The following is a 26,812-nucleotide window of genomic DNA, read 5'->3' on the forward strand; positions in this document are numbered from 1 at the left end:
TGTAACGGTAATGTTCCGAGTCAATCGTTGCGCTACAACAGGTTTCGGCAGATCTGATAGTTTCCGGCCGGGGATTCTTGTGGAATGGCGGGACTCCCCGGTCGTCGCTACCTGCCGTCTCCCCCACGTACGGGGTTGCAGGTGGCGGCACACTTTTGCGGTCGCGAGAAGGGATGACCATGGGTCGCTGTCGTTGTCGACCGGAGCGTCCCAGGCGAGCGCTCGGTTAGGCGTCGGCGGAGAGGTTGCGGTAGAGCTCGAAGAGCAGTTCCAGCCGTTGCCGCTCGTTGTTGAGCCGTCGGCTCGCACCGAGGGCTGTGTCGACTTCTTTGTCGAGACGGTGGTGTGCCTTGAGGAGTTCTGGGTCCATGGCGAGGGGGTTGTATGCCTCGGCGAGGCTGCGGTTGGGGTGTAGTGCGCGGGCGGCGAGAATTCCGCGTCCGGCGGCAATGATCTTTGCGCGAGTCGCTGATGTCAGTGCCGGGACGGGAAAGGTGTTCCACGTCAGCGTGTTTGCGAATCGGACTCGTGATTCCAGGCGGCCGCCGATGGCCTTCTGCCAGGCGATGAACATCGCTGACGATACGAGAGCGAATTGTAGGCCGTCGGTGTCTTCGATGGTGAACGTGAGATCGCTGGCGATGGTGGTCGGGCTGATCGCCGCGGCGATGTAGTACGGGCGTGTCTCGCTGCACACTTTCGGCAGGCACAGGTGAGGTACGTCGCGGTGGGAACGCTGGCCGAACAGGTGCGGGGTCGATGCCATAGCGCGGGTACTTGCGGCTTTGCTTCTGGATCGCATGAGCGCGACCTTTTCCAGACGCTCTTTGAGGATGGGGCTGCGTTTGATGTCGGCGGGGTCCATGTCCACGAGCCATAGGCACCAGCGCGGCAGATTGTGGAGCAGCTCCCGTGAACCGATGAACGGACGCACGTACTGCGCAGCGACCGGATCGGCGATGACGGAGGGGTAGTCGTCGTTCTCGACGATGAGGTTTCCCTCGTCACGGGCCATGTTGCCGAAGACCGCAGGCACGATCTCGGGTGAGAGTGGTCGATTGCGTTTGGTGATCAGCACCGCCGGTGCGTCGACGAGGTAGGCGTTGATGTCGGTGGTGACCTGCACCGGTTCTGGGTCGGCTTTCGGTGATGGATAGGTGAACAGTCGCTGTTTGACTGTCAGGTCCTTGGTGAAACCGACGATGACGCAGTGGACAGCGGCTTTGCCGGGCGCTTGGGAGTCCCAGGCGAAGGTGCGGTGGGCGAATGCGATACGCCAACCGTTGGCGGTGATCGGTCCGAACAGCCGTGGCACCTGGTCGCCCTGCACGATTGAGTTGGTGGTGACGAACGCGAACGCGCCAGGTCGCTGCGCGAGGAGGTCGAGGGTCTTGGCGTGCCAGGCTGTCACGTAGTCGAGCCGGCTGATGTCGCGGGTGCCCCACGCGCGACGTAGCTGCTCGGCTTGGTCGTCGGTGCGGGTGGCGTGGCCGAGGAACGGTGGGTTGCCGAAGACGAACGTCTGGCCCGCTACGGCCGGCAGTTGCGCTTTCCAGTCGAGGTCGAGGGCGTCTGCGTGGGTGATATGCGCGGTGATGGTGATGGGAAGGCGTTCGGGGGCTTGCCCAATCGCTTCGGCGAGGTTGAGGTTGGCCTGGTGGTCGACAAGGAACATCGCGGTCTCGGCGATTTTCGCTGGCCACCAGTTGATTTCGAATCCATGGAAGCGGTCGATGGTCAGCTTCTGTTCGAGGGTGGCATCGAGCGACATTCCGGTCTCGCCGAGTCGGCGGCGACGTTCGACGATGATGTCGGTTTCGATTTCACGCAGCTTGGCGTAGGCGACGTTGAGGAAGTTGCCGGAGCCACAGGCGGGATCGACATAGATGTTCGATGCCAGTTCGTCCTGGAAGGCGGCGAGTTGGGCGGCGCTGGTGGACTTGTTCGCGATCAGACGGTCAGCGCGGGCCCGGTAGGTGTCAAGGAACAGAGGCCCAATGGTTTTGAGGATGTTGTCTTCGGTGGTGTAGTGCTCGCCCGCGGTGCGCCGCGCCTCCCGAGACTTCACCAGCTGGAACATCGCCCCGAAGATCGCCGGGCTGATGCGGGTCCACCGGAACCGGCAGGCAGCCAGCAGAGCTTCACGCATGTCGTGGGTGAAGAAATCCGCTGGCATGGTGTCGAGGAACAGTGCACCGTTGACGAAAGGGAAACGGGCGATCAGGTCGGGTAGCGTGCGGGGGCGCCGCTCGGCGGGGGTATTGAGGACCTGGAACAGGGTGACGAGTTGACCGCCCAGGGTGTCGGCGGTGGTGGTCTGATCGACCCACCGGTAGAACAGGTCTGCCTCCCACAGGCCGGCATCGTCGCCATAGAGCAGAAATAGAATACGGGTCAGGAACATCGAGGCGTGCTGGACGGCGGCGTCCTCCTCGTCGGGATCCTGCGCGGCGCCGTCAGCGACCGGGGCGTCGGCATCGTCACCGACCATGGCGGCATAAAGACCAGCCATGAGTCGCGCGGCGTGGATCGAGGCGTCCTGTTCCTCGGCGCGAGTGACTGTCTCGTGACCGGCGAGAAACAGCAGTTCGTCGAGATGCTCTGGGCTCTGCCCGACGGGGAACTCGACCGACCATGACTCGTCGCCGAGGCGGTCGATGCGAATCCGGGCGAAGTCTGTGACCAGCACATACTTAGGGAATTCGTGTTGGCCGATCGAACCGCCGGCCAGATAATCCAATGCCTGGTCGTGTGCCTTCACCAGGTCAGCACCCACCGATTTCGCTTCGCCGATGAACACTCCGGATTGGAAGACGTCGATGTAGCCGCCGCGGCCGGTCGTAGCGCGCAACGCGTCACGCTCGAACAAGTCACGCCGGGAGGCGTTAATGCCGAAGCAGCCGAGCAGATCAGACCAGAACGACTGGGCATAGCTTTTCTCAGTGTGAGGTGCTGCTGTGCTCTCCCATTTGGCAACCGTGCCTGACCAGTGAGTCGCGAAATCGCGAAGCCGGCGGAGTACCTCTCCGCGGTCTACACCCGTTGCTGACAACCGCCCAGCTCCTCCCCCGACACCGTCGGACCGCGTTTTATCCGCTCATCATCACATCCGGCAACCCTCACACGTGGTGCGGCGTCGCCGACACCCTTTCCGCGCTGGCCGGTCACGCCCCGGACTCGGCTACACCTACGATTCGCGACCGCAACGCCGATCACCTGCGCGATGTCGACCGAACGTGCCCTGGGGCGCTAGTCGAGTGACGGACTGAGGTCGGCGTCTGTGGTGTGGTCGGCCCATCGGAGGGTGGTGGGGTCGACGATGTAGTGTTTGTGATCCTCGCCGATGATCAGGTGTCGGGTGCCCGATTCCCACGCCCCGTCGACATGGTGGGGATGGTAGCGCCCGACGACGAGGCGGCCAGGTTGCTGACGTCGCGACGGCGGGAGGTCGCCAGGTGGGTAGTCGCTGAGGCGGGCTCGAACGCGGTCCCCGCCGCCGGCGCCGTGAGCGGCGGGATAGGCAGTGTCATCGTCAGACCATTCGTAGCCGCATGCGGCGCACCGGTATTCCAGGGTGGGTCCGGTGATGACGCAGCCGGCGAGGGCGACACCCAGGCCCGGAGGACCAGCAGGCATGCCCCAGATCACTTCGAGGGTGCGTTCGGCAGAACACGATGGACACAACGGCCGCCGCGCGCAGATGAGATCAGCGAGGCTGACCGGCAGGGGTTGATGCAACCGGTCGTGGCAGTCGGAACACACCGCCACCGGGGAGCCGTCGGCAAACGCGGGGTCCTCGTCGTCGCCGACGTTGCGTTGGTGGGATTCGGCAGGCAGATCTGGGGTGAACTGTCGACCGCAGCCGACACAGTCGGCCGGCCCGAACGGTGCTCCGGGCGGGGCGTCGGCCGGATGCCAGCGACACCAGGAGTCGTCGACCTCGCGCCACGGTGTGGGGTGGGCCTCTTCAGCTTCGATCGCGGCGAGAAACTGCTGGCCCAGGGTGTCGTCGGTGATCGTCACCGGCGCCTCCGGCAGGGTGTCGCCTAATCGTTTCTCGATCGCCCGCAGCGACAATCCCTGGTCGAAGGGGCCCCACTCTGAGTCGGGTTCGGCGTTGAGGCCATCGTCTTCGGAGCTGCGGGACAGGGTGTCGATCTTGATGATCGCTGGGCTGGGGGCGTCGACCAGGTACACCATGGTGTCGCCGGCAGCATACGTTCGTGGCGTCCGCCAGACGAGATCGTCGATGTCGGGGTCATCGTCCTCGCCAGGGAAAAAGCAATTGACGGCTTGCCGCCACGGCTGTAGCAGGCACAGTTGCACTCGTCCGCTGTCCGCTTCGCCTGCGCCGGCGGACTGGGGAGTTCTCTTGCGGGCTACCACTCGGCCCATTCGGCGAATTGCTTCCACGAGATCGGAATCCGCTTTTGTCCGTGTTTGGGTCGCCACTGCAGATTGCCCTCGGAAACGTAGAGGGTGCCGAGGGTTTTGCCGTCGATCGCGACATCGAATTCGAAGTCGATGCCGGCGACGCGAACCCTGCTGGCGCTGAACCGCACGTCATGATCGGCCACGATGATCCCTCCCCAACAAACCGCACCTGGTGTCGATCCCTTTTCGCGAACGTAGCGAACGGCCATCGCTTCGGCAAGGATGCGTTCAGTGCCGATGCCAGCTCACCAGGCCAGTGATCGCCGGTTGCTTCGGGACCTAGACCCTACGTCGAGGGATTAGACAGTTAGCGGCCGAACAGTGCGCGTTCGATCACATCCGGGGTGGTGTTGAAGTCGTGGGCCCAGTCCGCGGCCAGATCAAGGTAGCGGCCGTACATGTCAGCAGGGCCGTCGATCTCCCACGCGTCTGTGGTCATTCGACGCAGACTGTCGACCACCCTGCTGTCATAGATCAGCGGGCGGCCCATCAACGCATTCGCGTCGTACCCGCCGAAGTAGAGAAACTTGGTGAAGAAACCCGCCGCCAGTCCGGTGATCTTCAGCCGGTTGCGGCCACTCAAGGCTCTGTAGGCGCTGACCGGCCCCTCGGACCGCACCACAGCCAGCGCCTTGGCGAGCTTGTCTGCGGCGTCGGGCTGGCTGAGGGGCCGCAGCGCCCGCACCATCGTCAGGCCCGGACTCGTACCCCACACCACACACGCCACGTGCAGTTGCGCCGCTGCGGTCGGCGACCCGTCGTGCACCGCTCGGGTTGCGACCTCAAAGACGTCGCGGCGTGAAACCAGTCGATAGCGACCACTGCCCGCCGGCACACTGTCGAGCTCGTCAGGCCACATCGCAGCATCCGGCAAGCGTGCGCGCACCGCAGCCGGATCGAACCGGATTGATTGGCCCAGCACCCATTCGCGATCGGGAACCAAACCGTCGGGAAACAAGGCAGTCAACGCGATCGACATTCCTTCACGCTACCGGCGCGCAATCGGCACATCGCACCCCGTGCCGCCAACTACTGCTGTCGCGACACCGAGCCCGCCCGGACCGGCGACGCTCCCCCACAATCATTTCGACTGCCTGGTCCGGCCTGCTCACACTGTCTGGTCGTGAGTCGTCGACGAGTACGGGCCGAGGTGTATGCCGGCCGCGCTGTCACCTGATCGGAATGGTCATGCCGATGCCGCCGCGGACATCCGTATAGGTCGAGGTAAGCCGTGGCTGGGCTCTGGGTCACTAGGGGACGGCGGAGATGTATAGCCAGGTGCTGCGGTCTCCGGCCTTCGGGTCGAACCATACGGTGAGGTCGCCGCCGCGCTCCCCCGTTGGCACCGTGGCGTCATAGCCGACTGTGGGCGGCCTGGTGCATGTCATCAGACTCGGCGAGGGTGGCGGACCGTGGCGTGACGTTGGGCGTAGCGCGGCTATGGTCGCCGGATCGGTGGTCGCGCACTGAAGCCGTGATTGCCGAATAACTCTGTCGCGCAACACCTCGTTGTCCGCTTTCGCCACTAGATAGGCCATCGGCGAGCCCTGAAACTGCGAGGTCACTTGCCCGTAGTCGACGGCGCTGCCGTTCAGACGAACACCCATGGCTTCGGCAATCCGTCCAGCATCGTCGGTGTCTTCTGTGACCCATACGCTGGACATGCTGTCGTCGAACGAGCGAAGAAGGAACCGGCCAGCGATGCCGACGAGCACGACCGCGGCGATGACGATGAAAACCGCAGCAAGCACCCACAACATCTTGGTACGCACTCATCAAGTGTGGCATAAGCCCTGGTCGCCCCAACCTCCGTTGCGGACCCGCGCCGCGGACTCAACAACGAGCGAGCGCTCCCACTGGCCGGAGCCCGGCCAGGTAGAGGCGGCGGCGAATGACTGACCGCGATACGCCGAGCTCGTCGGCGGTGGCCTGCTCGGAGCCGAAAGTGGATCAGGTGAGGAGTGCTCTCAGCGCCCAGTTGTCTCTGGCTCCGTCACAGTGGAGCGGTCTGCCGTTGACCGCTCCCCCGAGATATGTGCGTGCAGTCTCGCACTGCTGCAGCGTTGGGAAGGTTCCGCACTTGATGAACATCCCGGTGATAGTGCACTGCTGGCGTGTGACTTCCGCGGCGTGTGCGGATGATGAGGTGGCTGCGACCACCGTTGTCCCTAAGGTGGCGGCGATGCCCACAGCCAGGATGATGCGACCAAACAAGCGAGTGGAGAACATGATTCGAGCTTCCTTCGAGAATGGTTTGTGGGTGCGGCCAGGCACATCGCGTGACGTCTGGCGAGCTGTGGTGCTGTAGTGCTGTCATGCTGTACTGCCGCTCATGCACCGGCAGCATCGCCCCGAGCGCGGGCGCTGTGCTGCAAAGGCTTTCGTCACCAGTGCCGAAACAGGTTCTCGGCGGTGCGTACATGCGCCGCAGCTCCGCTCGAGAGCGTGGATCTGCGTCGCCGGGTGATGATCGCTGCTGCGATCTGGTCCGCCGCGATGACGTCGGAGAGCGCATCCGGGTCACACCACTTGCTGGGATCGCAGTGGTGGAGGAATCGGCCGGCTGCCTGGAGGTCGCGTGCGGTGGAGGCCTCGTCGACTTCCCTTGCCGCAGCGAGCAGGGCGGCGGTTACGGACCTAAGCACCTGGGTGGGGCTGCCGTTGCTGACTCTGCGTCTTCCTGCCCTACCGTCGTGGCCAAGCGCTCGGGTCGCGGCCGGGTCCGTCGAGGTGTGCTGAGTGTTGGTCAGTGACATGTCTGTGTTCCACCTGCTGCTGGTCAGAGGTTGGCGCGGAAGCCGACGGTGCTGCGCAGATCGGCAACGATTGCGTCAGCGCGCACGAAAAGTGCTGCCACGGTGCGTGATATGCCGGTCATCGATCCGACGAATTGTTGGAAGGCTCGGCGCTGGTCGGCTGGCATTCGGGCGCTATCGGCTCGGCTGGTGATTGCGATGATGCGTCCTTTGGCATCACGCAACGGAGATCCTGAATCGCCCCAGACCACTTTGACTCTGGCGATGATGGCAGTCGGTGTGACTGCCAGGACCGGACCGCAGGTTGTCCCTGACATCCGCCCGGTCTTGCAGACAGTGCTGCCAACCGCTGGTGGGCCCGCCAGTGGGTCGCTGCGCACTGCCCGCCCCGGCCGGAGGCGAACCACAGAGTAGTCGAGATTGCCGGCCAGCACAGTCGACGGGACCAGCCAACCGTCGGGCAAATGGCTATCGCCGAGATATGCAGGGATACTGCGCCTTTCGGGTCCGCAGTGGCGCGCGGTCACTACGAGCTGCATACCAGAGCGGTCTCTTCCGCCGAAGCCGGCAGAACAACCAAACTCGAGGCCGCCAGGGAGTTCTGACAGTCGGATCATGGTTGTCCCGGGAGGGTCAAGTGCTGGGGCGGCTGTAGCTGGAGCGTTCGCGTGTCCAGTGGCGACGGTGGCGGCTAGGAGGGCGGGTGCGAGGATGAGGAGACCTCGGTTGCGTGGATTCACGACGAGTCCTTCGATCGGGGATGGTGCCAACACGACCGCCGACACCGCCCTGATCAGGGCACGCCCCTAGCGCAAACCACGAAATCGTCTGCCTTCGAAGCATATTCATCTCGCTCTCGCAATCGGCCGCGCAGCTCGCCGCAACGAACCAGGCGGCGACTCTGCACCCGTTAAACGAGCACGGCAAAAGCCGCACCCACCCGAGCGCGTTGAAAGATGACAGGCGCCAACCAGTCGATTCAAAGTATAACGCCACGAGCGTCGTCTCAGGGGGATTTACGGGTTACACTGACGCTCGACTGGTTGGCGCCTGTCATCTGTTTTTGGAATCCTCGGATGAGGGTTCTTTGGTCACATCTCCGGTGGGGGTGTGGGCAACAAAAAGGAAGGTGGTGTTTGCCGATGCGGTTAACGCACCACCTGACTCCTCGGCAGTGAGGGTAGATGTTCTGGGCGTCTGATCGCCTGTTCGCCGGTCAACTCGATGTCAACCACAGGCACCCCCTGAAGGAAGAAGGAGTCCTCGAATGACACTCACCCGTAGCCGCGCCGCACGCGCTGTTCTCTCCGCCACGGCCGCACTCGCCGTGGCCGCTGGCGGGGCGGCCCTCAGTGCCGGAGATGCCCAGGCCGGACCGTACACCAAGGTATTCGGGCCCTACGGCTCGCAGGCTGCCTGTCACGCGGCGAAGGCGAACAACCACGCCTACATCGCCAAGTCCGGCTGCTTCACCGCGCGCAGCCCGTTCGGGTCCTCGGGCTGGTACTACACCGGCGAACACATCTGAGAGGCTCGGCCCCGAGAGAATGAAATGTCCCGAGCCGTTGGGCTCGGGACATTTTTCGCTCTATACTCATTGGTGACTGGTTGGCGCCTGTCACTTCATTTTCACCGTGCCCAGACGGGTGCGGATTTGGTTGTATCCATTGTTCGGTACGAACAATGGGCGCGAGCACAGATCGCCGCGACGCAATCGTCATTTGTCGGTGCGGTTTGCGCTACTTCCCTTGCCTTCCGGTCATGTTCTGCACCCGTCGGCAAAGGATTACCACATGGCTCTCCACCGATCCACACAGCGACCCCCGCATGATCGACACCCGCATGATCGTCGTCGCCGCCAGGCTCCGTCCTTACGTCACCTCGACGTTCTGGCGGCCCGCGTCCAGGCCGATCCCCGGTCGGTCATCGCGGGAGTGCCGGCACGACAACTCCTCGACCACGCCCGCGAGTACGAGACCGTTGTCCAGCGTCACGCCCTCGCGCCGTCGTGTTGCATCGTCGCCGCCATCTATCGTTCACGCGCACTGGCTGGCCTGCCCGCACCCTCCATGTTCGACGTCGGGCAGATCCTAGAGGATCTGCTGCCCCCCTCGACCCCGGCGGAGTGTGTTGCACCTCCCATTCTCTGACTTCCGTCGCCCGCGACAAGGGCCGCGAAACGCTTATCCGCCCTACGGGTTTCAGGCCTCCGGCCCGGATGACTTTTTCGCTGTGAACACCTTTTCGCTGTGAACACCCTTGTCCGGGGCGCCGCTCAGCTCAGAGATGTCCGGGAGCAACACGCACCGGCACCATCAACACCCGGAGGCACACATGAGCACCGCTGGCCATCCACGACCCAGGCTATCGACGAGCACGCAGGCAGTGGCTGCCTCGCCGATTGACGTCGCGGCGTCACAGCCCGACTTTGCCACGAGCAACCTCGATGACCACACACTGTATGGTTCATTGCCGTTGGACGATCCCGGTCTCGAGGTCGATGCCACCGAACGTCTCGAGGTGCGGTTCCTCGCCTCCCTGATCTGGGCGCCCACTCCCCTTGCGGCGCAGGTGATCGCCGCCCTCATCGGGACACCTCAGCAGCGCGACCAGGACGGCACCCACGCCGAGCCGCCTGTCGCACACCTGCCCGCGACCGCACCGCTGCTATGGCAACCCGTGTGCCAACTGTTGTTCGACACGATCGTCGAACTCGTCGACGAAGGATCACCCCTGTGTCCCGAGCTGGTCGACGCCCGCCTGGCCTCACGCGGCCAACGCCGTCGAGCACTCAACGTACTGCTGGACACCGTTTCTCCGCGTGAACACTCCGCGCTGCCCGGCAGCCGAGACCTGCCCTACTTGGCCGCCGCCCTCGTCGATGGATGGTATCGCCGAGGATTCCGCACACTGGCGGTGCGGGCTGCCCAGATCGCCGATACCGCCGAGGTCGACACACTCGCCGGTCATCTCGCCGACCTGACCTCTCATCAGCAGCGCGCCGAACGACGCCGATTGAGCATCCGTGACGCCCTCGCCCGTCTGTGAAGTTTCACCCGACTCCGTGGACACCGCACACTGCTATTATTGCTGCATGAGGACTGGCGATGGTGGATGGTCCGCGGTCCGTGAGCTGGCGGATCGTCAGTTCGGCCTGTTCACCACCGCTCAGGCCCGCGAACGGGGTGTAGCAGCCTATGAGCTGGCCCGGATGGCCCACCGCGATCTCATCATGCGCGTGCACCACGGCGTCTACGAAGTGCCGGAATCGGACGCCTGGATGACCTTCGGCGATTGGGCCGCCCAATGGCTGGCCTTGCACCCTGCGGCCGACATCGAGTCCCGCCGAGCTGACCCGGACTGCGTCATCAGCCATGCGGCCGCCGCGCAGATGTTGCGCCTGGGCACGATCACAGCCTCCGGCCTCGAGCTGAGTGGACCGCACCGGATCAACGTCCGAGACCACACAGTCCGGACCTGGCGCCGGCCGATCGGTGAGCGCGGCCGCGACTGGGACCTGGTCGACGGACTGCCCGTAACGACACCCCGACGCACGATCACCGATCTGCTGATGTCCTACGGCGATGGCGGCCACCTCGGTACAGCGCTGCACACATGCCTGACCGAAGAACTGCTCGACGTCGCCGAACTCACCGCGCTGTGTGAACGCGCGGCTCCGCGCTGGGATCACACCAGCGGCGAGGACCTGGTGTCGTCACTGCTGCAGCAGGCGCAAATGCCGACCACCGCCGGCGCGACCGCTCGCTGATGGCCTATGCGTCGGAGGATGCGTTTCGCGCCGGGTTGAAAGCTCGACTGGTGCGCGAAGCCCGCGACAGCAGATTCAGCCGTGACGAACTGGCACGCGCCTTCACCCTGCACCTGTTCACCGCCCGACTGTTCCGGTCGTCTGATGCCAAGCACTGGATACTCACCGGCGGTACCGCACTACAGTTCCGGGCACCCCAGCAAGCTCGCCCGACCGCTGACGCGGACCTCGCCACCCGCCTCGACGCCGAACACATGCAGGAGTCATTGCAGCGTGCCGCCCGACCCGGCCCCGGAGACTTCGGGCACTTCGACATCCGCATCTCCCCCACCGACAACCCTGGACTGTTCGCTGGACACATCCGATACATCGTTGCCGGACAACGCTTCTCAGACGCTTCCCTCGACCTCGCCACGCACCGCGAGATGCTGTTCGCAGCCGAGGAAACCGTCCCTGAGCCAGCCTTGCGGGTCGACGAACTCGATCCCATGCCCGTGATCAGGATGCAGGCCGTGGCCGAAGCCATCGCCGATAAGGTTGCAGCTCTCTACGAGCTCCACGGACCCCAAGGGCAAACTCCCTCGACCCGCGTACACGATCTCGTCGACCTGGCGATCCTTACCGGCACCCAACGTGTCGATGCCGCGCAGTTGCACACGGCACTGCGTTATCAGGAACAACGCCGCGCCATCACGATCCCCGTCCCGCTGGTGCTCCCCAGTCCGAGCTGGCAACGGGACTATCCGGACCGCGCTGCCCACAGCGGAGTGCCGCGCGAGCTCGGTACCGCCGAGCGCGCACTGGCCTACACCAACACCCTCATCGAGCCGGTCTTGTCCGGACGAGTGACATCGGGACAATGGGACCCCGGCACAGGGGCATGGGCGCCGCCGACCCGATCGATCGCCGATCTGCTCGCTGACACCCGTAGCCCGCAACGGGCTCACACACCCACGCCACCGGCCACCACAAGCCCTACACCCCAACCATATTCAACCGACCGGGCGCGCGACACTGAGCGTGGATTGTGAACCGAGGGTCGGGATCTCCGACACGACACCTGCCCGACTTCGTTGCCCGTGCTGATCCAGGCCCAGATCAGCAGTCGGCCAACAGAGCAGCCGCAGTGGTGTCCAGCGCAGTGGCCAGCCGTATCAGAGTGACCACAGTGGCCTTGCGGGTACCGTCCTCGATCCCGCGCAGGAAGACGCGATCGAGGCCGGCCTCGGTTGCCAGGCCTCGTTGGCTCAGTCCGAGTTCGTCGCGGCGTGCGGTGATCGCTCGGCCCAGGGCGAGCAAGATGGCGGTCTCGTCGACCTCGACGGGCATAGCGCCTTCTCCTCTCGACCACGACGGTGCGATGCCGTCCGGGACACAGGCTACCCGGGGCTCCGTCCAGCGCTCGGCACGTGGCGGTAACGCGCCCAGCACGCCCGGGCCACTCGTGCTACTCCGCCAGGAACTCACCATGTCTGCTGGCCGGGTCGAACTCTTCGAGGTTGCCGTAGTCACCGTCGGGCAACTCACGGACCGTCACATCGGTGCGCTCAAGTCCAAGGAACCCGTCGGTGTCGAGTTCGCCCAGCCGGTTCTCCCAGGCGTAGTCCTCACTGCTGGCATCGAAGCAATCGGGAACCTGCACTCGTACCCGGTGCTGAGACACCTCGGTCCAACTGATCTCGATACTCCTCATCGTCCCAATCTCTCCCTTCCTTCGTGGACAGGCCTCCGGCGTATATGGAAACCGGTGCAGGGTCCGGGCGGCAGCGCCGGACCGGACCATCGAATGTGCCTGGGCCGGGAGTCGAACCCGGCCTGCGACCATCCAGGCGGTGTGACCGATGGGCTCAGATGCCCACCGAAGGGGCAGCGGTTGAAGTGAAGTCGACAGCGGGGATGCCAAGCAGTTTCTCGGCGGCGGCAGCGATGGCGTAGAGGTGGTCGAGTTCGTGGCGGTCGTAGGAGTCCAAGCCGGTGCCGTAGTCGTCTGCGTGGTCTTCGTCGAAGCTCTTCCGGTTGCGATACAGCGCGTGCAGCTCGGCGACCTCGGCCCGCAGCTCACCCATCCGGTCGCGCGGCGCACCTGAACCGTCGAGCTGATCGGTTGCCGTAGTGAACGCGGTGGCCAACGACTGGAGTTCTGCTGAGGTGCCCGTGAGGGCGACCGTGGTGGCCCCGAGATCGAGTGTCAGCACGTAACCGTGCTGAGGAATCTCCCACCCGGCACCGAACCAGTCACGCGCCCGGGCGGGGCTGATCACCACGATCCCGTGCCCGGTAGTCCTGCTGGCCTCGCCCCATTCCACATGTACGCCCATCGCGTTTATCTCCTTGTCTCCGAGTAATTTCGGGGAACCAATCCCCCAAAGTGGGTGTCTATAGCCTACCACACTGTGGTAGGCTATAGACACCCACTTGAAGTAACGGTTTCACGATCACCCCCGTCACGCTGCCGTGCTCATCAGGCGGGCAGCGACCCAAGTTTCGACCAGATAAGGACAACGCTGATGGCTCCTCTACTGCCAAGCACAGCGGCCTACCGGCCCGCCTCCCGTCGTCGCTACCGCTTCGACGACCCAACCGCCCTCGACTTGTTCTCAGGCTTCGGCGGACTGACGCTGGGAATCGAAAAGGCAGGATTCACAACGATTTTGGCTGCCAATCACAATCAGTACAAGGTTGAAGTCCACGAAGCCAACCATCCGCACGTGCAGCACTGGATCGCTGACCTGATCAACCCGGAGGTGCCCGCCTACCATTCCGTGCGCGACTTGCCCGCCGCCGATCTCCTCGTTGCCGGGGTCACCTGCACCAATCACAGTCAGGCGAACACGAAAAAGGCCTACGCCCAGGGGATGTCACTGTTCGACCTCGATGATCCCGAGTTCGAGGAACGAGTCACCCGCTCTGAACGTGACCGCGCGACAGCCAACTGCGTCCTGCACTACGCCGACCAGCACCACCCACTGATGATCCTGGTCGAATGCACCACCGAACTTCAGTCGTGGGGCCCTGCTATCCCCGGCAAACGCAAGATCGGTGACGGCAGCACGTACCGATGGTGGCTGGCAGAGTTCGCAAAACTCGGCTACGCCCACCGCGTGCTCTATCTCAACAGCATGTTCTTCGGCGTGCCCCAGTCCCGCGACCGGCTGTATATCGTCTTCTGGGACCGCAAGCTCCCCGCCCCGGACCTCGACCACCGCCCCCTGGCCCACTGCGCGCACTGCGACGACATCGTGGAGTCAAAGTGGGCGTGGAAGACCGGCATCCCAGCGTCAGGCGCGGTCCGATACGGCAAGCAGTACAACTACCGGTGCTCACGGTGCCTGCGCGAGGTCCGTCCCGAGGCCACGCCATCGCTGGCCGCGCTTGACCTCAGCAACCTTGGCACCCGCATCGGCGACCGCAAGAAGCCCCTCGCCGCATCGACCATGGCCCGCGCCGAACGCTGCCGCCAACGCTTCGCCCAGTTCCCGGCCGTCCTCATGCCCGCCAAAGCCGCTCGAGGCGCAGAACGCCACCTTGGCCAGCCCATGGCCACCCAAACCTCCCAGCAAGAGACCGCGATCCTGATGTCCGGTGCGGTCACCTACGGACACCGCCACAACGGTGACGGCCAACACCTCAGCGCCCCGATGGACACCCTCACCGCCACCGACGAGAAAGCCGTCCTGACCACCGGCGCGCTCCTTGTCGCCGCCGGAAACACCTTCGAGCGACCCGGATCTGACTGCCGCATCCGCGATCTGAGCCAACCGCTGTGGACACAGCCCGCCACCAACACCACCGGCATGCTCACCCCGCCGATCGCCCTGGCCGTCGACAACCACCAGGGCTCGCCGCGCGGCGCCGACGACGCACTACCCACCCAAACAGGCACCGAAACCCTCGCCCTGCTGTCCTCCGGAGTCGTGCCCTTCCGTAAGAACACCCTCCCCGCCAGCCACGGCGAAGCCATGCCGACCGTCACCGCCGAGCAAATCCCCGGCCTGCTCACCGCCGCCGGCACCATGCAGTTCCGTCAAGGCGATGACCGCCGGGTATCCGGCGTCGAGCAACCGCTGAACACCGTGGTCGCCAACGGAGCCGCCCATAGCCTGCTGTTCTCGGGATGGTTCAAGAACAACGGCAGCACCGGCACCGAAACCAGCCCGCACCCCGTTCTTGACCCGTTCGGCGCGCTGACGTCCCGCGACACCACCGCCCTGCTCACCGCCGAATGGCGCGAGGCGCTGGCCGAGCTTGCGTTGGAGGACTGCTACTTCCGCATGATGGCCCCGCACGAGGTCGGCCGAGGATGCGGCTTCGACCCCGACTTCGCCGGACAGCGCGGCACCTTCGTCGTGTGGGGCAGCAGCCGAGACCAGGTCGACGGCTACGGCAACGCCGTCAGCCCGCCGGTCGGTGAATGGATCGGCCTACGCCTGCGCGCTGTCTTCCACAGCGAACCCCTCGCGGCATAACCCCGGGTCCCCGGTGGGCGGGGATGAATCGCTAGCTCCCCGCCCACCGGCCATCTCGCCCATTCCGGTATTCGGGCTCTTTCATCACGGAGCACCGCCACTCCAGTGATCACTCCGCGCGCGGCACCGCACCGAAACACACTTCGAGCGCCTATACGTCAAGCGCGCACCGAGACAATCGAAAAAGGGTAAATATAGGCGAAAAAGACGCTTTGATGGCGGGGGGGTTGAAAAGGGCGTCCGTGCTTTTGTTCGGCATTCTATGTCCAATTGTAATTCATTGTAGCCCTTGCTATTACGTTCCATTCTGCTAGAATAGAAGAAAGCAACTGGACCGCCCCGAGAGGTTGGAAACAATGGATATCACCGTCTACACAAAGCCAGCCTGCGTGCAGTGCAATGCCACATATAAAGCCCTTGAAAAGCAGGGATTGGAATACTCCGTGGTCGACATCAGCGAAGATGACGATGCCCGCGACATGGTGATGGCCCTGGGATACTTGCAAGCTCCCGTCGTCGTTGCCGGCGACGAATCATGGAGCGGCTTCCGGCCGGACAACATCAAGCGACTCGCCGCCAAGCAGGCCTCGGCCGCGTGACGAGGACGCGACCTGTGACCGCATCCGCCCGAGCGCTTACCCCACCGGACCCGGCAGTCGTCGCCGACGCCCGCCGCTGGATGGCCGACTGCACCGACGCCGACACCGACACCGACGCCGACACCGACACCGACGCCGACGCCGACACCGACGCCGACACCGACGCCGACACCGACGCCGACACCGACGACGAGGTCCTCGCCTGCATCGACCGCGAATACGTCGGTTCATGGTCAACGCGCACCGGCTGGGCGGCATTCATCGCCGATCGTGACCGGTGCAACAACGCCTGACCTGACTTACCCCCGCCACGTCTACGACACTGGGAGCCACACCAATGACCACCCCCGCATCCACCAAGTCCACCGTCGCCGACTACCGCAGCCTGCTGGCCGCGTTCGTCGCTCACCCACCGACCTACCCTGCCCCCGCCGATCTGCCGCTGGAAGTGCAGATCGCCTCGGCCGAACGGGAGCTCACGCGGACAGCAGATGAGATGGCACAGCTCGGAGACGATGCCACCGACAGCAGCGTCGCCGACCACTACGGACGGATCAGTAACCACCTCGACGATCTGCGCGGCGCGCTGGCGCATTCGGCCACCACCGCACAGCAGCCGACCACCACGGTCGCCCAGGGATGGCACGTCGGTGTCACCGGCGCGTCGGAAACGGTCGCGGCGGGTGTCGGCTCGCACATCGTCGCCCGGCGTCTCGCTGAGGGTGACACTGCCGTCGGCACTGTCGAACTCCACCTCGAGAGCAGCCCGTACGGGGACCTCACGATCACGTTGAACGTCCCGGACGGCTACTCCCGCATCGTGCACCCCACCGAGGACGGGGTGCGCATCACGGTCGCCGACATCGGCAGCGACAACTGCGCTGAGTGCGGTGAGCACTTCAGCAACCCCCACGACCCCGACTGTTCCGTCGCCGTCGCCGAGGAACTGGCGATGCTGCGAGACATCGCGGCCTCATCCTCATCGTCGTGCACGAGGGTAGGAGCTGCGTGAGATGGCCGCCGCTACCGACACCCGCTACTCCGACAGCGAACTGGCCGAGCTGCGCGCCCTCGCGTGGTCACTCCACCACCGAGATGGCCTGTCCTGGCCGGCGGTTGCCGACGAGCTCGACGAACCCACCAAAGTCGTGCGCCGGTGGGCGTCCGACTACGTGACGGCCACCGACGCCGCCGCAGCTCTCGACCAACTGTCGCTCTTCGACTGACCCCATCCGACACAACACCACACCCCGCGAAGCCCCCGGAAAGACGTGATCTGCCATGTGGATAGTGCTGCTGCTGCTTCTGCGGCCCGTCCGGAGGCTGTTCGTGCGTGCCTCGCGCGCACTGTTCGTCGTCGTGTTCACCACAGTGGTCGTCGCGTTCGGCGTGGGCCTGTGGATGATGCGCAACGATCCCGCCGTCACCACGGCCAGCAGCGCACCACGACCGCCGACTGCGGCCGCCGATGCACGCGTCGTGCGTGTCGTCGACGGCGACACCATCGTCGTCACCGACGGCGCGACCAGAGCCACCGTGCGCCTGCTCGGCATCGACACTCCCGAAGTCAAAGACCGTCGCACCGCGGTGCAGCTCTGTGGCCCCCAGGCGTCGGCGCGCACGGCCGCACTGCTGCCGTCCGGCACCCGGGTCCTCATCGAGTCAGACGCCACCCAGGATCAGTCCGACCGATACGGGCGTGCCCTGGCGTACGTGTGGCGCGGCGAGATCCTCGTCAACCACACACTCCTCGCGGAGGGCCTGGCCCGCAGCTACGTGTTTGATCCCGCCCGCCCCGGCCGATACACCGACCAGTTCATCGCTGCCGAAGCTGACGCCCGCAACCACCAGCGCGGCATCTGGGGCCAGGAATGCCGCCGGTGACACCGCCACATCACCGCACCCTGGTTGGGTGTCAGTTCACCACAGCCAGCCAGCAGTGCTTTCACCCCAGCAGAGCCCGGGTCTCTTCGGTGCTGAGCGCAGGAATGCCGCGCAGTCGGGCCGTGGCGTAGACGTAGATCATGAGAGCGTGCGGCCCGGACAGATGCAGCGGCACCGTGTCGACGAAGCTGAACTCGACTGCCGTGGCGTCCCCGTGACAGGCGATCACCGCATCCCAGTCGAAAACCAGCACCCCACCCGGCAGGTAGGCCACGATCCGATGTGTGGTCACGTCGATCGGTACATCCTCGCACCACTCCTCGAGGCCGGCGTGCTGTCGCCGCGCATAGGTGGTAGCCGTGCGAAGGTGCACCGCTTCATCCGGTCGCAGGATCAGCGGACCGGGCGGATGGCGATACAAGCCGTTGGCGCCGATCCCCACCAGAACATCGCGGATGGTGCGTGCCTGGTCGAGTCCGTTGTCCCACGCGGAGGGCACCCGTCCGTCACCCGTACGTCGGGCGCGTGAACGGACCAGCTGCGCTACCCGCACCACACCCACGGCGCCCACCACGGCCACGAGTATCCAGCCCACCGTCGACGCGCTCACCCCCGAGCCGATCAACCCCACGAACACACCGCCCACCACGGCGAATAGCAGGATGACCGACGCGACGTGGCCGGCGAGCACCACACCGGCTCGACGCCGAGGTGCCAGAGCGGGCAGAGCAGCGTCGTCGGCGACCGGACCCCGGTCGTCCCCACGAGGCGACGCCGAGGTGTCGTTCGTCGCGCGCACCATCTCGGCTTGGTCGCGAGCTAACACAAACCACCTCCACATCAGAACAACCCAAGCTGCTGGTCGGCGTTGCTACTGGCCAGCCCGAACACGCGGTGCGTGAGCGCGGGGTCGCCGCCGTCGAGAAGATAGCTGCGCACCATTCGTGAGCGCTCGTCGCGGTTGATCGTTGCTGTCGGGCGGCCGCCCTGGTGTCGACCGAGGCTCACCGCGAAGCTCAGGTTGTTGCGTTGGGTACCAACCCGGACGTGGTCGGGGTCGACGCGCACGCACAGCGGCTCGTTGCAGTAGTGCTCACCGACCAACGTGTCGATGCTGCTCGGTTGGCGGTGGTCGAGCTCAGGATGGTGTAACAGCAACGCGAAACGGTGGGCACTGATCGCCCGCTGGCGCTTGTGGCGCTGAAACGTGAAGCGTCCATACCCATCGGGCGAGGAAATGGCACCGACCCAGTACCAACAGTGTCCGGTCACGATCACATGCCGCCAGAACAGCTCGACGGCCCGCTCATCGGGCGCCAGGAGCGGATCGGTGACGACCGAGGTGCTCCCCGGTATCGCCGATCGCGAGACCGGGGCCACCGGGGATGCGAACAACGCCCACTCGTCGCCCGCGTCGCACACTTCGTTGGTGGACATGCGCGCACAGTAGCCCGCTACACCGACACGTCGTGCAGCTCGGCACCGGCGCTCTTCTCCGGCCCGCCGCGATCACCAGGAGTAGCAGTCGCCTTCTCTTCGGGCTCGTTCGCGACCGGCGGCCCGGACTTCTTCTCCTGGCGTGCGGTGGAGAGGCCGGCCTTGCGCAGCAGTGCGTTCGCTTTCGCGGGTGTCAGGCCGACCAGCTCGGCGGCCGAGCTAACACTTCCTACACGCTCGGCGATCTCGGCGACCGCCTGGGCCATCTCGCGACGCCCCTTCTCGGTGGCGACCCGCAGGGCTTCGGCAGCAGCCTCGATCGATGACTCGGCACGCAAGTACGTGGCGACGCTCTCCTCGTTGAGCTCCATCGCTTGGCGCTGGGCAGCTAACGCAAGCTCGAGTTTCTCGCGTTCTCGTTGCTGTTGCTGCGCCAACGCGGCGGCTGTTCGTTTACGCGCGACAGCTCGCGCTTGGGCAGGACTGAGTTTGGAATTGTTCGACGGCACACCATCACCCTAACGCCGACTGCGCCACCTCGGCCACCATCCGCGCCGCTCTCGCTCCCTTTTCACCGCACCCTACTCTGTCCGTCTGCCCCTATCACGACCAGCACAACCCACCACCCACAACATCGTTGTCGCTGCTCACCACCCACTTCGTCCCACCCCATCCACATCCGCACCCCAAAGCAAATCCCACACACCTCTTGCATTCCGGATTCGTCCGACGAAAGTTATGTGTCAGAATGTCGCCATGACCCCGCCCCGCGTGTGCGACTACTGCGGCGGCGCGCTGCCGGTAGCACCACGAGGACGGCCCCGCCGCTGGTGCTCAGATGCCTGCCGCCGCGCCGGGTGGGTACACCGCCACGACCCGCGGGCCGAGGTTGACTCCACCTCGACGATCCCGGCGCAGGACGCCATCACACGAGTCCTACAGTCCCCCACCGCCACCACCGAACTCATCGACAAGCTGACGGTGGCGATCGAAGAGGGATCGGTGTCCAACGACGTCCTTGCCGCCCTGGTCCGCGCCCACCGCGCAAGTGTGGGCACCGTCGCCGGCGCCCACCAACTGCGGCCCTTCCGGCGGTAACCATGACCGGAACCATCCACAAACTCACCGCCGGCAACGGCTATGAGTATCTGACAAAGTCAGTGGCGGCGATGGACGCCACCGACAAAGGCCGAGTCTCGCTGGCCGACTACTACAGCGCCAAAGGCGACTCCCCGGGCGTGTGGATGGGCTCCGGACTGACCGGGCTGGCCGATCTTGGTGCGGGTATGGAGCTTCCGGAATCCGTTGCGGCGCTACGCAGTATTGCCGACGGGTCGATGGTCACCGCCGAGCAGATGAAGGCATTGTTCGGCGAGGGCCGTCACCCGAACGCCACCGCGATCGAAAGGGCGCTCCTCACCGCCGGTATCGCGGCCCCGAAGACCACCGAGAACAACCGCACCACCGCTACCAACCCGAGGGCATCCGAAGCGGTGAACAGTGCCCTCGCGGCAACCAAACTGGGTCACGAATATGCGGTGTATGACGAGTACCCACCGTTTCTGCAAGCACTCGCCGAACGCTTCCGCGACCACAACCTGGCCTCCGGGCGGCCCTGGAACGACGTCATCGACGACGAGACCCGCGCGACCATCCGCACCCAACTCGCGCGGGAGTGGTTCGACGCCGACTACCACCGCCCGGCCCGCGACGAACGTGAGCTATCGGGCTACATCGCCCAGCAAACCCGGCAACGCCAGTCCGCGGTCGCCGGCTACGACATGACATTCTCGCCGGTGAAATCGGTGTCGACGCTGTGGGCGATCGCCCCCATCGACATGGCCAGCACGATCGAAGACGCGCACCGCGCCGCCGTCTCAGACGCCATCGCCTTCATCGAGCGTGAGGCCTGCTACTCGCGGCTGGGCACCAACGGCGTCGCTCAAGTCGACACCGACGGCCTGATCGCGGCCGCGTTCACCCACCGTGATTCCCGCGCGGGCGACCCCGATCTGCACACCCACGTCGCCATCAGCAACAAGGTGCGAGTGCGTGATGCGGCCGGCATCGCCCGCTGGATGGCCCTGGACGGACGGCCGCTGTACAAGGCCACCGTGTCGGCCTCCGAGGTCTACAACTCGCGCCTGGAGCTCTACCTGCATCAATCGCTGGGCGTGACGTTCTCGGAGCGTGCACAGCCCGACCTCCGCAAACGAGCGGTCCGCGAAATCGACGGCATCCCCACTGATTTGATGCAGCGGTGGTCGTCACGACGAGAAGCCATCGAGGCCCGTGTCGCCGAACTCTCTGCGCAGTTTCATACCGATCACGGTCGCGAACCGACCACCGGAGAAGCCTTCGATCTGGCCCAGCAAGCCACCCTGGACACCCGCGAGAAGAAGCACGAACCACGCTCGTACGCCGAGCAGCGCCGCACCTGGCGTGCCGAGGCCGAGCAGGTTCTCGGCGGCGAATCCGGCCTCAAAGGCGTCATCGCCGATGCCGCGGTCGGACGCCCCGTCCGACCCCACCGAGGCACCGAACTCGACCTCGACACGTGTCAGGAAGTCGCCAGCGACATCATCACGGTGGTATCGGCTACCCGCGCCCGCTGGCAACGTCCCCATCTACGCGCCGAAGCCGAGCGACAGCTGCGGGACCGAGACTTCGCCGGCCTCGACGACCCGGCGACAATCAGTGCCGCGGTCGAGCAGATCGTCGACACCGCACTGTCGAGTAGCGACAGCGTGCGCGTGGCCGGCGACGATCTCGACGGCGCCCTGAACGAGCCGCATGTGTTGCGCCGCGCCAACGGCGAATCGGTGTTCACCCGCCACGACACCGACCTGCACACCTCCCGGACGATCCTCGCGGCCGAGGCCCGCATCGTGGCCGCCGCGCGGCGCGTCGACGGCCGCACCATCGACGGTGACGCCGTGTCGCTGGCGTTGCTCGAACAGGCCGCCAACGGCCGCGAACTCAACGACGGCCAGTCCGCCATGGTGCGGGAGATGGCGACCTCGGGCCGCCGCGTGCAGCTCGTCCTCGCCCCTGCCGGGACCGGTAAAACCACCGCCCTGCGCACGCTGGCCCGCGCGTGGAACGACTCCGGCGGAACGACGGTTGGGCTGGCACCGACGGCTGCCGCCGCCGCCGTTCTGCGCGAGGAACTCGACACCACCACCGACACCGCCGCCAAACTCGTCCAGCTCGTTGCGACCGAGCGGCTACAGGCTCTTGCGGCCACCCCCCGGTGGCGCACCGCCACCAATCCGCGGCTGGCGCGGCAGGTGCGCGCCGCCCGCGCCGAGCTGTCGCGGTCGCGCCCGCCCACCATCCCCGACTGGTTCACCGCGATCGGCCCCAACACCCTGGTGGTCGTCGACGAGGCCGGTTTGGCCTCCACCGCCGACCTCGATACCGTGATCCGGTTCGTGTGCGCACGCGGCGGCAGTGTCCGCCTGGTCGGTGACGATCAACAGCTGGCATCGATCTCTGCCGGCGGCGTCCTGCGCGACATCGCCCACGAAACCGGGGCACTCACCCTCAGCCAGGTCGTGCGTTTCTCCGACCCGGCCGAAGGCGCTGCCTCCCTCGCCCTACGCGACGGCGATCCCGCCGCTCTCGGCTTCTACGCCGACGCCGGACGCGTCCACGTCGCCGCCGACACCGTGGCCGTCGAGCAGGCCTACACCGCCTGGGCCCACGATCGCGACACCGGCCGCGACACCGTCATGCTCGCCGCCACCCGCGACACGGTCAACGCCCTCAACGAACGCGCCCGCGCCGACCGGCTCGCAGCTGATCCTGCGGCACCGCACGCGGCCGTGCAGCTCTCCGACGGCCTGCAGGCCAGCATCGGCGACCTCATCTGCACCCGATCCAACCGCCGAGATCTTCGGCTGTCGGCCACCGACTGGGTACGCAACGGCGACCGGTGGCAAGTCACCGCGCTCGGAGCAGACGGCGCGCTCACCGCCCAACATCTCGACACCGGGCGACTGATCACCTTGCCGGCTGACTACGTCGCCGACAACACCACCCTGGGCTACGCGTCCACCATTCACGCCGCCCAGGGCATGACCGCCGACACCTGCCACGTCGTCGGCTCCGACGCGCTGACCCGCCAACTGCTATACGTCGCGCTGACCCGCGGCCGCCACGCCAACCACATCTATCTGGCCACCGCCGAAACCGACCCGCACAACGCCACCACACCCAAGGCCCGCCACCCCAACACAGGTCTGGAAACCTTGGCCGCCATCCTCGAGCGTGACGGCGCCCAGCAGTCGGCGACCACCGCCGCCCGCGAAGCAACCGACCCCGCGACCCGGCTACACCTTGCTGCCGGGGCATACGCCCACGCCGTCGGCGCCGCCGCCGAAGACGCCCTCGGCGCCGAGGCACTCCAGGCGCTCGAACGCGACGCCGACAACCTCTACAGCACCCGGACCGGACGCCCAATCGGCACCCTCACCGACGCCCCCGCCTGGCCCGTCCTGCGTCACCACCTGGCCACCCTGCAGCTACGCGGAGCCGACCCGCTGCACCGTCTCGCCACGGCCATCGACATGCGCGAACTCGACACCGCTGATGATCCCGCTGCCGTGCTCGACTGGCGCATCGACGACACCCAGAACCACTCCGCGGGCACCGGCCCACTGCCCTGGCTGCCGCAGGCACCTACCGGGCTCGACGACACCTGGCGCACCTATCTCACCGCCCGCGCCGACTGCACCAGGGACCTGGCCACCGAAGTCGCCGCCCAGACCGCCACCTGGACACCGGAGACTGCGCCGCGATGGGCGCGGCCGCTGCTGCTGGCCGACCCCGACCGCGGTCAGCAGCTCGTCGCCGACCTGGCCGTGTGGCGGGCCAGCCACGCGGTCGCCGACACCGACCGCCGCCCCGCCGGACCCACCCCACCCGCAGCCAGACTGGCACGCCATCACCGCACGCTCACCGACCGTGCCACCGCACTGATCCAGGCCACCGCAGACATTCACCGCTGGAGCGAGCTTGCCGCCAGCATCGACAACCACCTACTGGCCGACCCCTACTGGCCCGAACTGGCCGAACATCTCGCCCAAGCACACCGCGCCGGCCTCGACGTCGACACCCTCGTCCGGGACGCCGCCACCGCCGAGCCACTTCCCACCGAAATGCCTGCCGCCGCACTCTGGTGGCGCCTCTCGGCCACCCTGACCCCCGCCGCCGCCGAAACCAGCGAATCGCAGCTGCGCCCGGCCTGGGCCCACCACCTCACCGGCATCGTCGGTGACCGCGCAGCCCACGCCATCCTCACCGACCCCGCCTGGCCCGCATTGGTCGCCGCCGTCCACGCCGCCGACCCCGACCAATGGGAACCCGCCGACCTGCTCCACCTGGCCAACGACCTTCTTCACGGCGGCGCCGACACCACCGCCGAGGCCACCCACACCGTGCGACTCGACGAGTACGCGCGCCTGTTGACCTGGCGCATCGAACTCATCCTCACCCACTCCACCCACGCCGCCGACACCACACCACCCCCCGAACCCCCCACCGATCCTGCAGCCGAGGAAGCCGCCGCCGCAGCCGCCGGCCGCGACGACCCCTGGTACACCCCAGTCTGCGCCGACACCACCACCACGCCACTCCCCGACCCCCCCGACACCGACGTCGACTACCTGACCTCGCTCACCACCCTCGAACCGCCACCCGAGACCGACCTCGAACCCAGCAGCGAAGAACCCGGTTGGGAGGACCTCGACTGGGACGACCTGGCACACACCGCCGCCACCACAACCGATCGCACCGCCCCGCCGGACGACATCGCCGAATGCATCGCGCTCAGTTACGAACTGCGCGCTCAAATCACCGAGGCACGCGCGGACTACCAGCGGCTGCGCGCGGCCGTCCTCGACGGCCGCGGCCCCCACACCGAAGCCACCGCGGCAGTCCTCATCACGTTGCGGGAATCATCCGACACCCAGCGCCCAGCCGCGATCGCCGTCCTCGACGCCCGCCAAGCACTCGCCGACGCCACCGACACCCTGGATGCCCTCACCACCCAGGCCGACCACTCGGCCGCCGCCCTGACCGACCTGCGCGCCCGCATCGCCGCCGGAGACATCAGCGATGACCCCGCCCGCCGGCTCGATCCTGACTACCTGTCCCCCGACGACCAACTCCTCGCACAGCAGGCCGAACACCAGCTGCTCACCCTGCGCGTCGCCGCCGCGACCACCGCCCGCGACGCCGCCGCCACCACCCTTGCCGACGCGGAAACCGCCCTCGACGCCGCGGTCGCCGCAGCCGGAGGCCGCCGCGTCACCCCCGCCGACGTCGACGCCGCACGCCGTGCCGCCACAGACCTCGACACCGATCAGCTCGCCGACCACCGTCGCCGCCTCACCGATCTCGACAACCGGCTCTGGCGAACCGAGCAACGCCTCGCCCGCACCCACGCACTGACCCACACCGCCCACCACCACCGTGACGACGACCTCACCCCGCGCACCAGCACCAGCAGTACTCCACCCGACCCCGACAGCAGCACCGAATACGCCGCCGGCGTCGACGAGACCACGGCCCCAACCACTCTCACCACCGAGGACACCACCCTCGAACAGTGGCTCCGCGACGACCCCGTCCGGCTACTGCCCGACCACCGCCTGGCCCGCCGCATGACAGACCTCGAGCGCCGCCACCGCATCGCACTGGCCGACCTCGCCACCGGTCCCCCCTGCAGCGACCGCGCCGAACACGTCCACACCCGCCACACCGAGCACCTAGCAGCAGTGGCCGCCATCAACGAAGTCGCAGACCTCGACGCCGCCCTCGCGGCCGTCGACCACGAACTCACCGCACTGCGTACCGACATGGCCGCTCTGGCCCCACCACGGCGCGGGCGCGCCGCCCGAGAGGCCCACCAACTGCAGCACGACCGCCTCACCGCCGCCCAACACGCCGCCGCCGAACGCCGCGCCACCCTGCAGCACCAACGCACCACCACGGCCCAAGCGATCGGCATTCCCGAATCGCAATGGGCACACACCCTTTCCACCCTTCCCGACGCCGACACGCGCAACGCCGAGATCGCCGCCGCCCACGCGGCCGACCAGCGTGCCCGCGAGCTCTACCAGCAGGCCATCGACGAGCGCGACTACACAGCCCACGCCCTCCAGCGCGGACACACCGAACTCGCCCGCCGAGCCCACCTCACCCCCGAACAGCAGACCGCCGAAACACGCATCCACGATCGCCTCGACAACACCACGAACGCCGGTGAGGCCGAACCACCCACGCGCTCCACCCCACCCAGCCGCGACCACTCCCACCCCCTACCGCCCACACACGAACCCACCATCGGCCACGGCATCGGTGACTGACGCGCCGTCGAGGACCAAGTACGCGACCACTTGGCCGCCGCTCACGCTGCCCCACCACCACTAAGCAGCAGCACACCACGACACCGGCTGCGGA

General features: G+C 66.4%; 25 protein-coding genes. 12 read left to right on the plus strand and 13 right to left on the minus strand.

Annotation, left to right across the window (positions count from 1 at the left end):
- Positions 1 to 226: 226 nt before the first annotated feature.
- The 7 genes from GBRO_RS24305 to GBRO_RS27435 all read right to left on the minus strand — a co-directional run bounded on the left by GBRO_RS24305 (position 227) and on the right by GBRO_RS27435 (position 7,807).
- Positions 227 to 3,052 carry a DNA methyltransferase gene (locus GBRO_RS24305; protein ID WP_012836489.1) on the minus strand — a complete coding sequence of 942 codons (2,826 nt, stop codon included), beginning with the start codon at positions 3,050 to 3,052 and terminating at the stop codon, positions 227 to 229.
- A 197-nt stretch (positions 3,053 to 3,249) separates the two neighbouring features.
- Positions 3,250 to 4,395, minus strand: coding sequence for a hypothetical protein (locus tag GBRO_RS24310; RefSeq protein ID WP_012836490.1), 1,146 nt, complete (start codon positions 4,393 to 4,395; stop codon positions 3,250 to 3,252).
- Positions 4,380 to 4,577: a hypothetical protein gene (locus GBRO_RS24315; protein WP_012836491.1), complete on the minus strand. Its 198-nt coding sequence runs from the start codon at positions 4,575 to 4,577 to the stop codon at positions 4,380 to 4,382. Before GBRO_RS24315 ends, GBRO_RS24310 begins: the two co-directional genes overlap by 16 nt.
- 164 nt (positions 4,578 to 4,741) lie before the next feature.
- Positions 4,742 to 5,413, minus strand: coding sequence for an 8-oxoguanine DNA glycosylase OGG fold protein (locus GBRO_RS24320; RefSeq protein WP_012836492.1), 672 nt, complete (start codon positions 5,411 to 5,413; stop codon positions 4,742 to 4,744).
- Positions 5,414 to 5,684: 271 nt separating this feature from the next.
- Positions 5,685 to 6,206: an MlaD family protein gene (locus GBRO_RS24325; protein ID WP_227892985.1), complete on the minus strand. Its 522-nt coding sequence runs from the start codon at positions 6,204 to 6,206 to the stop codon at positions 5,685 to 5,687.
- 612 nt (positions 6,207 to 6,818) lie between these two features.
- On the minus strand, positions 6,819 to 7,079 hold the full coding sequence (locus GBRO_RS24330) for a hypothetical protein (RefSeq protein ID WP_115311874.1): 261 nt from the start codon (positions 7,077 to 7,079) through the stop codon (positions 6,819 to 6,821).
- A 134-nt stretch (positions 7,080 to 7,213) separates the two neighbouring features.
- On the minus strand, positions 7,214 to 7,807 hold the full coding sequence (locus GBRO_RS27435) for a trypsin-like peptidase domain-containing protein (protein WP_115311873.1): 594 nt from the start codon (positions 7,805 to 7,807) through the stop codon (positions 7,214 to 7,216).
- A gap of 650 nt (positions 7,808 to 8,457) precedes the next feature.
- On the opposite strand from GBRO_RS27435, the gene GBRO_RS24335 reads away from it, so the two are divergent.
- The 4 genes from GBRO_RS24335 (at position 8,458) to GBRO_RS24350 (ending at position 11,990) form a co-directional block, all read left to right on the plus strand.
- On the plus strand, positions 8,458 to 8,718 hold the full coding sequence (locus GBRO_RS24335; RefSeq protein WP_012836497.1) for a hypothetical protein: 261 nt from the start codon (positions 8,458 to 8,460) through the stop codon (positions 8,716 to 8,718).
- 947 nt (positions 8,719 to 9,665) lie between these two features.
- Positions 9,666 to 10,238, plus strand: coding sequence for a hypothetical protein (locus GBRO_RS24340; protein WP_147290684.1), 573 nt, complete (start codon positions 9,666 to 9,668; stop codon positions 10,236 to 10,238).
- Between the two features lie 46 nt (positions 10,239 to 10,284).
- Complete coding sequence (locus GBRO_RS24345) at positions 10,285 to 10,959, plus strand: type IV toxin-antitoxin system AbiEi family antitoxin domain-containing protein (RefSeq protein ID WP_012836500.1); 675 nt, start codon at positions 10,285 to 10,287, stop codon at positions 10,957 to 10,959.
- Positions 10,959 to 11,990, plus strand: coding sequence for a nucleotidyl transferase AbiEii/AbiGii toxin family protein (locus GBRO_RS24350; RefSeq protein ID WP_012836501.1), 1,032 nt, complete (start codon positions 10,959 to 10,961; stop codon positions 11,988 to 11,990). Before GBRO_RS24345 ends, GBRO_RS24350 begins: the two co-directional genes overlap by 1 nt.
- A 67-nt stretch (positions 11,991 to 12,057) precedes the next feature.
- On the opposite strand, the gene GBRO_RS24355 is transcribed toward GBRO_RS24350, so the two are convergent.
- The 3 genes from GBRO_RS24355 to GBRO_RS24365 all read right to left on the minus strand — a co-directional run bounded on the left by GBRO_RS24355 (position 12,058) and on the right by GBRO_RS24365 (position 13,277).
- Positions 12,058 to 12,288 (minus strand): helix-turn-helix domain-containing protein, encoded by a 231-nt coding sequence (locus GBRO_RS24355; protein WP_012836502.1) that lies wholly within the window; start codon positions 12,286 to 12,288, stop codon positions 12,058 to 12,060.
- Positions 12,289 to 12,406: 118 nt separating this feature from the next.
- A complete protein-coding gene (locus GBRO_RS24360) occupies positions 12,407 to 12,652 on the minus strand; it encodes a hypothetical protein (protein WP_012836503.1) in 246 nt (81 codons plus the stop codon).
- A 154-nt stretch (positions 12,653 to 12,806) separates the two neighbouring features.
- Positions 12,807 to 13,277: a hypothetical protein gene (locus GBRO_RS24365; protein ID WP_012836504.1), complete on the minus strand. Its 471-nt coding sequence runs from the start codon at positions 13,275 to 13,277 to the stop codon at positions 12,807 to 12,809.
- A 189-nt stretch (positions 13,278 to 13,466) separates the two neighbouring features.
- Here GBRO_RS24365 and GBRO_RS25675 point away from each other — a divergent pair, with 189 nt between their 5' ends.
- From GBRO_RS25675 to GBRO_RS24395, 6 genes are all read left to right on the plus strand, one after another.
- Entirely contained in the window at positions 13,467 to 15,425 is a 1,959-nt protein-coding gene (locus GBRO_RS25675; protein ID WP_012836505.1) for a DNA cytosine methyltransferase, read from the plus strand.
- Between the two features lie 356 nt (positions 15,426 to 15,781).
- Positions 15,782 to 16,024 carry a glutaredoxin-like protein NrdH gene (gene nrdH, locus GBRO_RS24375; protein WP_012836506.1) on the plus strand — a complete coding sequence of 81 codons (243 nt, stop codon included), beginning with the start codon at positions 15,782 to 15,784 and terminating at the stop codon, positions 16,022 to 16,024.
- Positions 16,025 to 16,038: 14 nt separating this feature from the next.
- Complete coding sequence (locus GBRO_RS26580; RefSeq protein ID WP_012836507.1) at positions 16,039 to 16,317, plus strand: hypothetical protein; 279 nt, start codon at positions 16,039 to 16,041, stop codon at positions 16,315 to 16,317.
- A 44-nt stretch (positions 16,318 to 16,361) separates the two neighbouring features.
- A complete protein-coding gene (locus GBRO_RS24385; protein ID WP_012836508.1) occupies positions 16,362 to 17,036 on the plus strand; it encodes a hypothetical protein in 675 nt (224 codons plus the stop codon).
- 1 nt (position 17,037) lies between these two features.
- On the plus strand, positions 17,038 to 17,250 hold the full coding sequence (locus tag GBRO_RS24390) for a hypothetical protein (RefSeq protein WP_012836509.1): 213 nt from the start codon (positions 17,038 to 17,040) through the stop codon (positions 17,248 to 17,250).
- A gap of 55 nt (positions 17,251 to 17,305) precedes the next feature.
- On the plus strand, positions 17,306 to 17,908 hold the full coding sequence (locus GBRO_RS24395; RefSeq protein WP_012836510.1) for a thermonuclease family protein: 603 nt from the start codon (positions 17,306 to 17,308) through the stop codon (positions 17,906 to 17,908).
- 61 nt (positions 17,909 to 17,969) lie between these two features.
- Here GBRO_RS24395 and GBRO_RS24400 read toward each other — a convergent pair whose 3' ends face one another.
- Genes GBRO_RS24400 through GBRO_RS24410 form a run of 3 tightly spaced genes read right to left on the minus strand, consistent with a single transcriptional unit; the run spans position 17,970 to position 19,854 of the window.
- Positions 17,970 to 18,710, minus strand: coding sequence for a hypothetical protein (locus tag GBRO_RS24400; protein ID WP_041920854.1), 741 nt, complete (start codon positions 18,708 to 18,710; stop codon positions 17,970 to 17,972).
- A 38-nt stretch (positions 18,711 to 18,748) separates the two neighbouring features.
- Positions 18,749 to 19,345 carry a hypothetical protein gene (locus GBRO_RS24930; RefSeq protein ID WP_012836512.1) on the minus strand — a complete coding sequence of 199 codons (597 nt, stop codon included), beginning with the start codon at positions 19,343 to 19,345 and terminating at the stop codon, positions 18,749 to 18,751.
- Between the two features lie 17 nt (positions 19,346 to 19,362).
- Entirely contained in the window at positions 19,363 to 19,854 is a 492-nt protein-coding gene (locus tag GBRO_RS24410) for a hypothetical protein (RefSeq protein WP_012836513.1), read from the minus strand.
- A 247-nt stretch (positions 19,855 to 20,101) separates the two neighbouring features.
- Between GBRO_RS24410 and GBRO_RS24415 the strand changes: the two genes are divergently transcribed.
- On the plus strand, positions 20,102 to 20,443 hold the full coding sequence (locus GBRO_RS24415) for a hypothetical protein (protein ID WP_041920856.1): 342 nt from the start codon (positions 20,102 to 20,104) through the stop codon (positions 20,441 to 20,443).
- Between the two features lie 2 nt (positions 20,444 to 20,445).
- A complete protein-coding gene (mobF, locus tag GBRO_RS27440) occupies positions 20,446 to 26,718 on the plus strand; it encodes a MobF family relaxase (protein WP_012836515.1) in 6,273 nt (2,090 codons plus the stop codon).
- Positions 26,719 to 26,812 lie beyond the last annotated feature (94 nt).

It is taken from the genome of Gordonia bronchialis DSM 43247 (genome assembly GCF_000024785.1).
Classification (GTDB): domain Bacteria; phylum Actinomycetota; class Actinomycetes; order Mycobacteriales; family Mycobacteriaceae; genus Gordonia; species Gordonia bronchialis.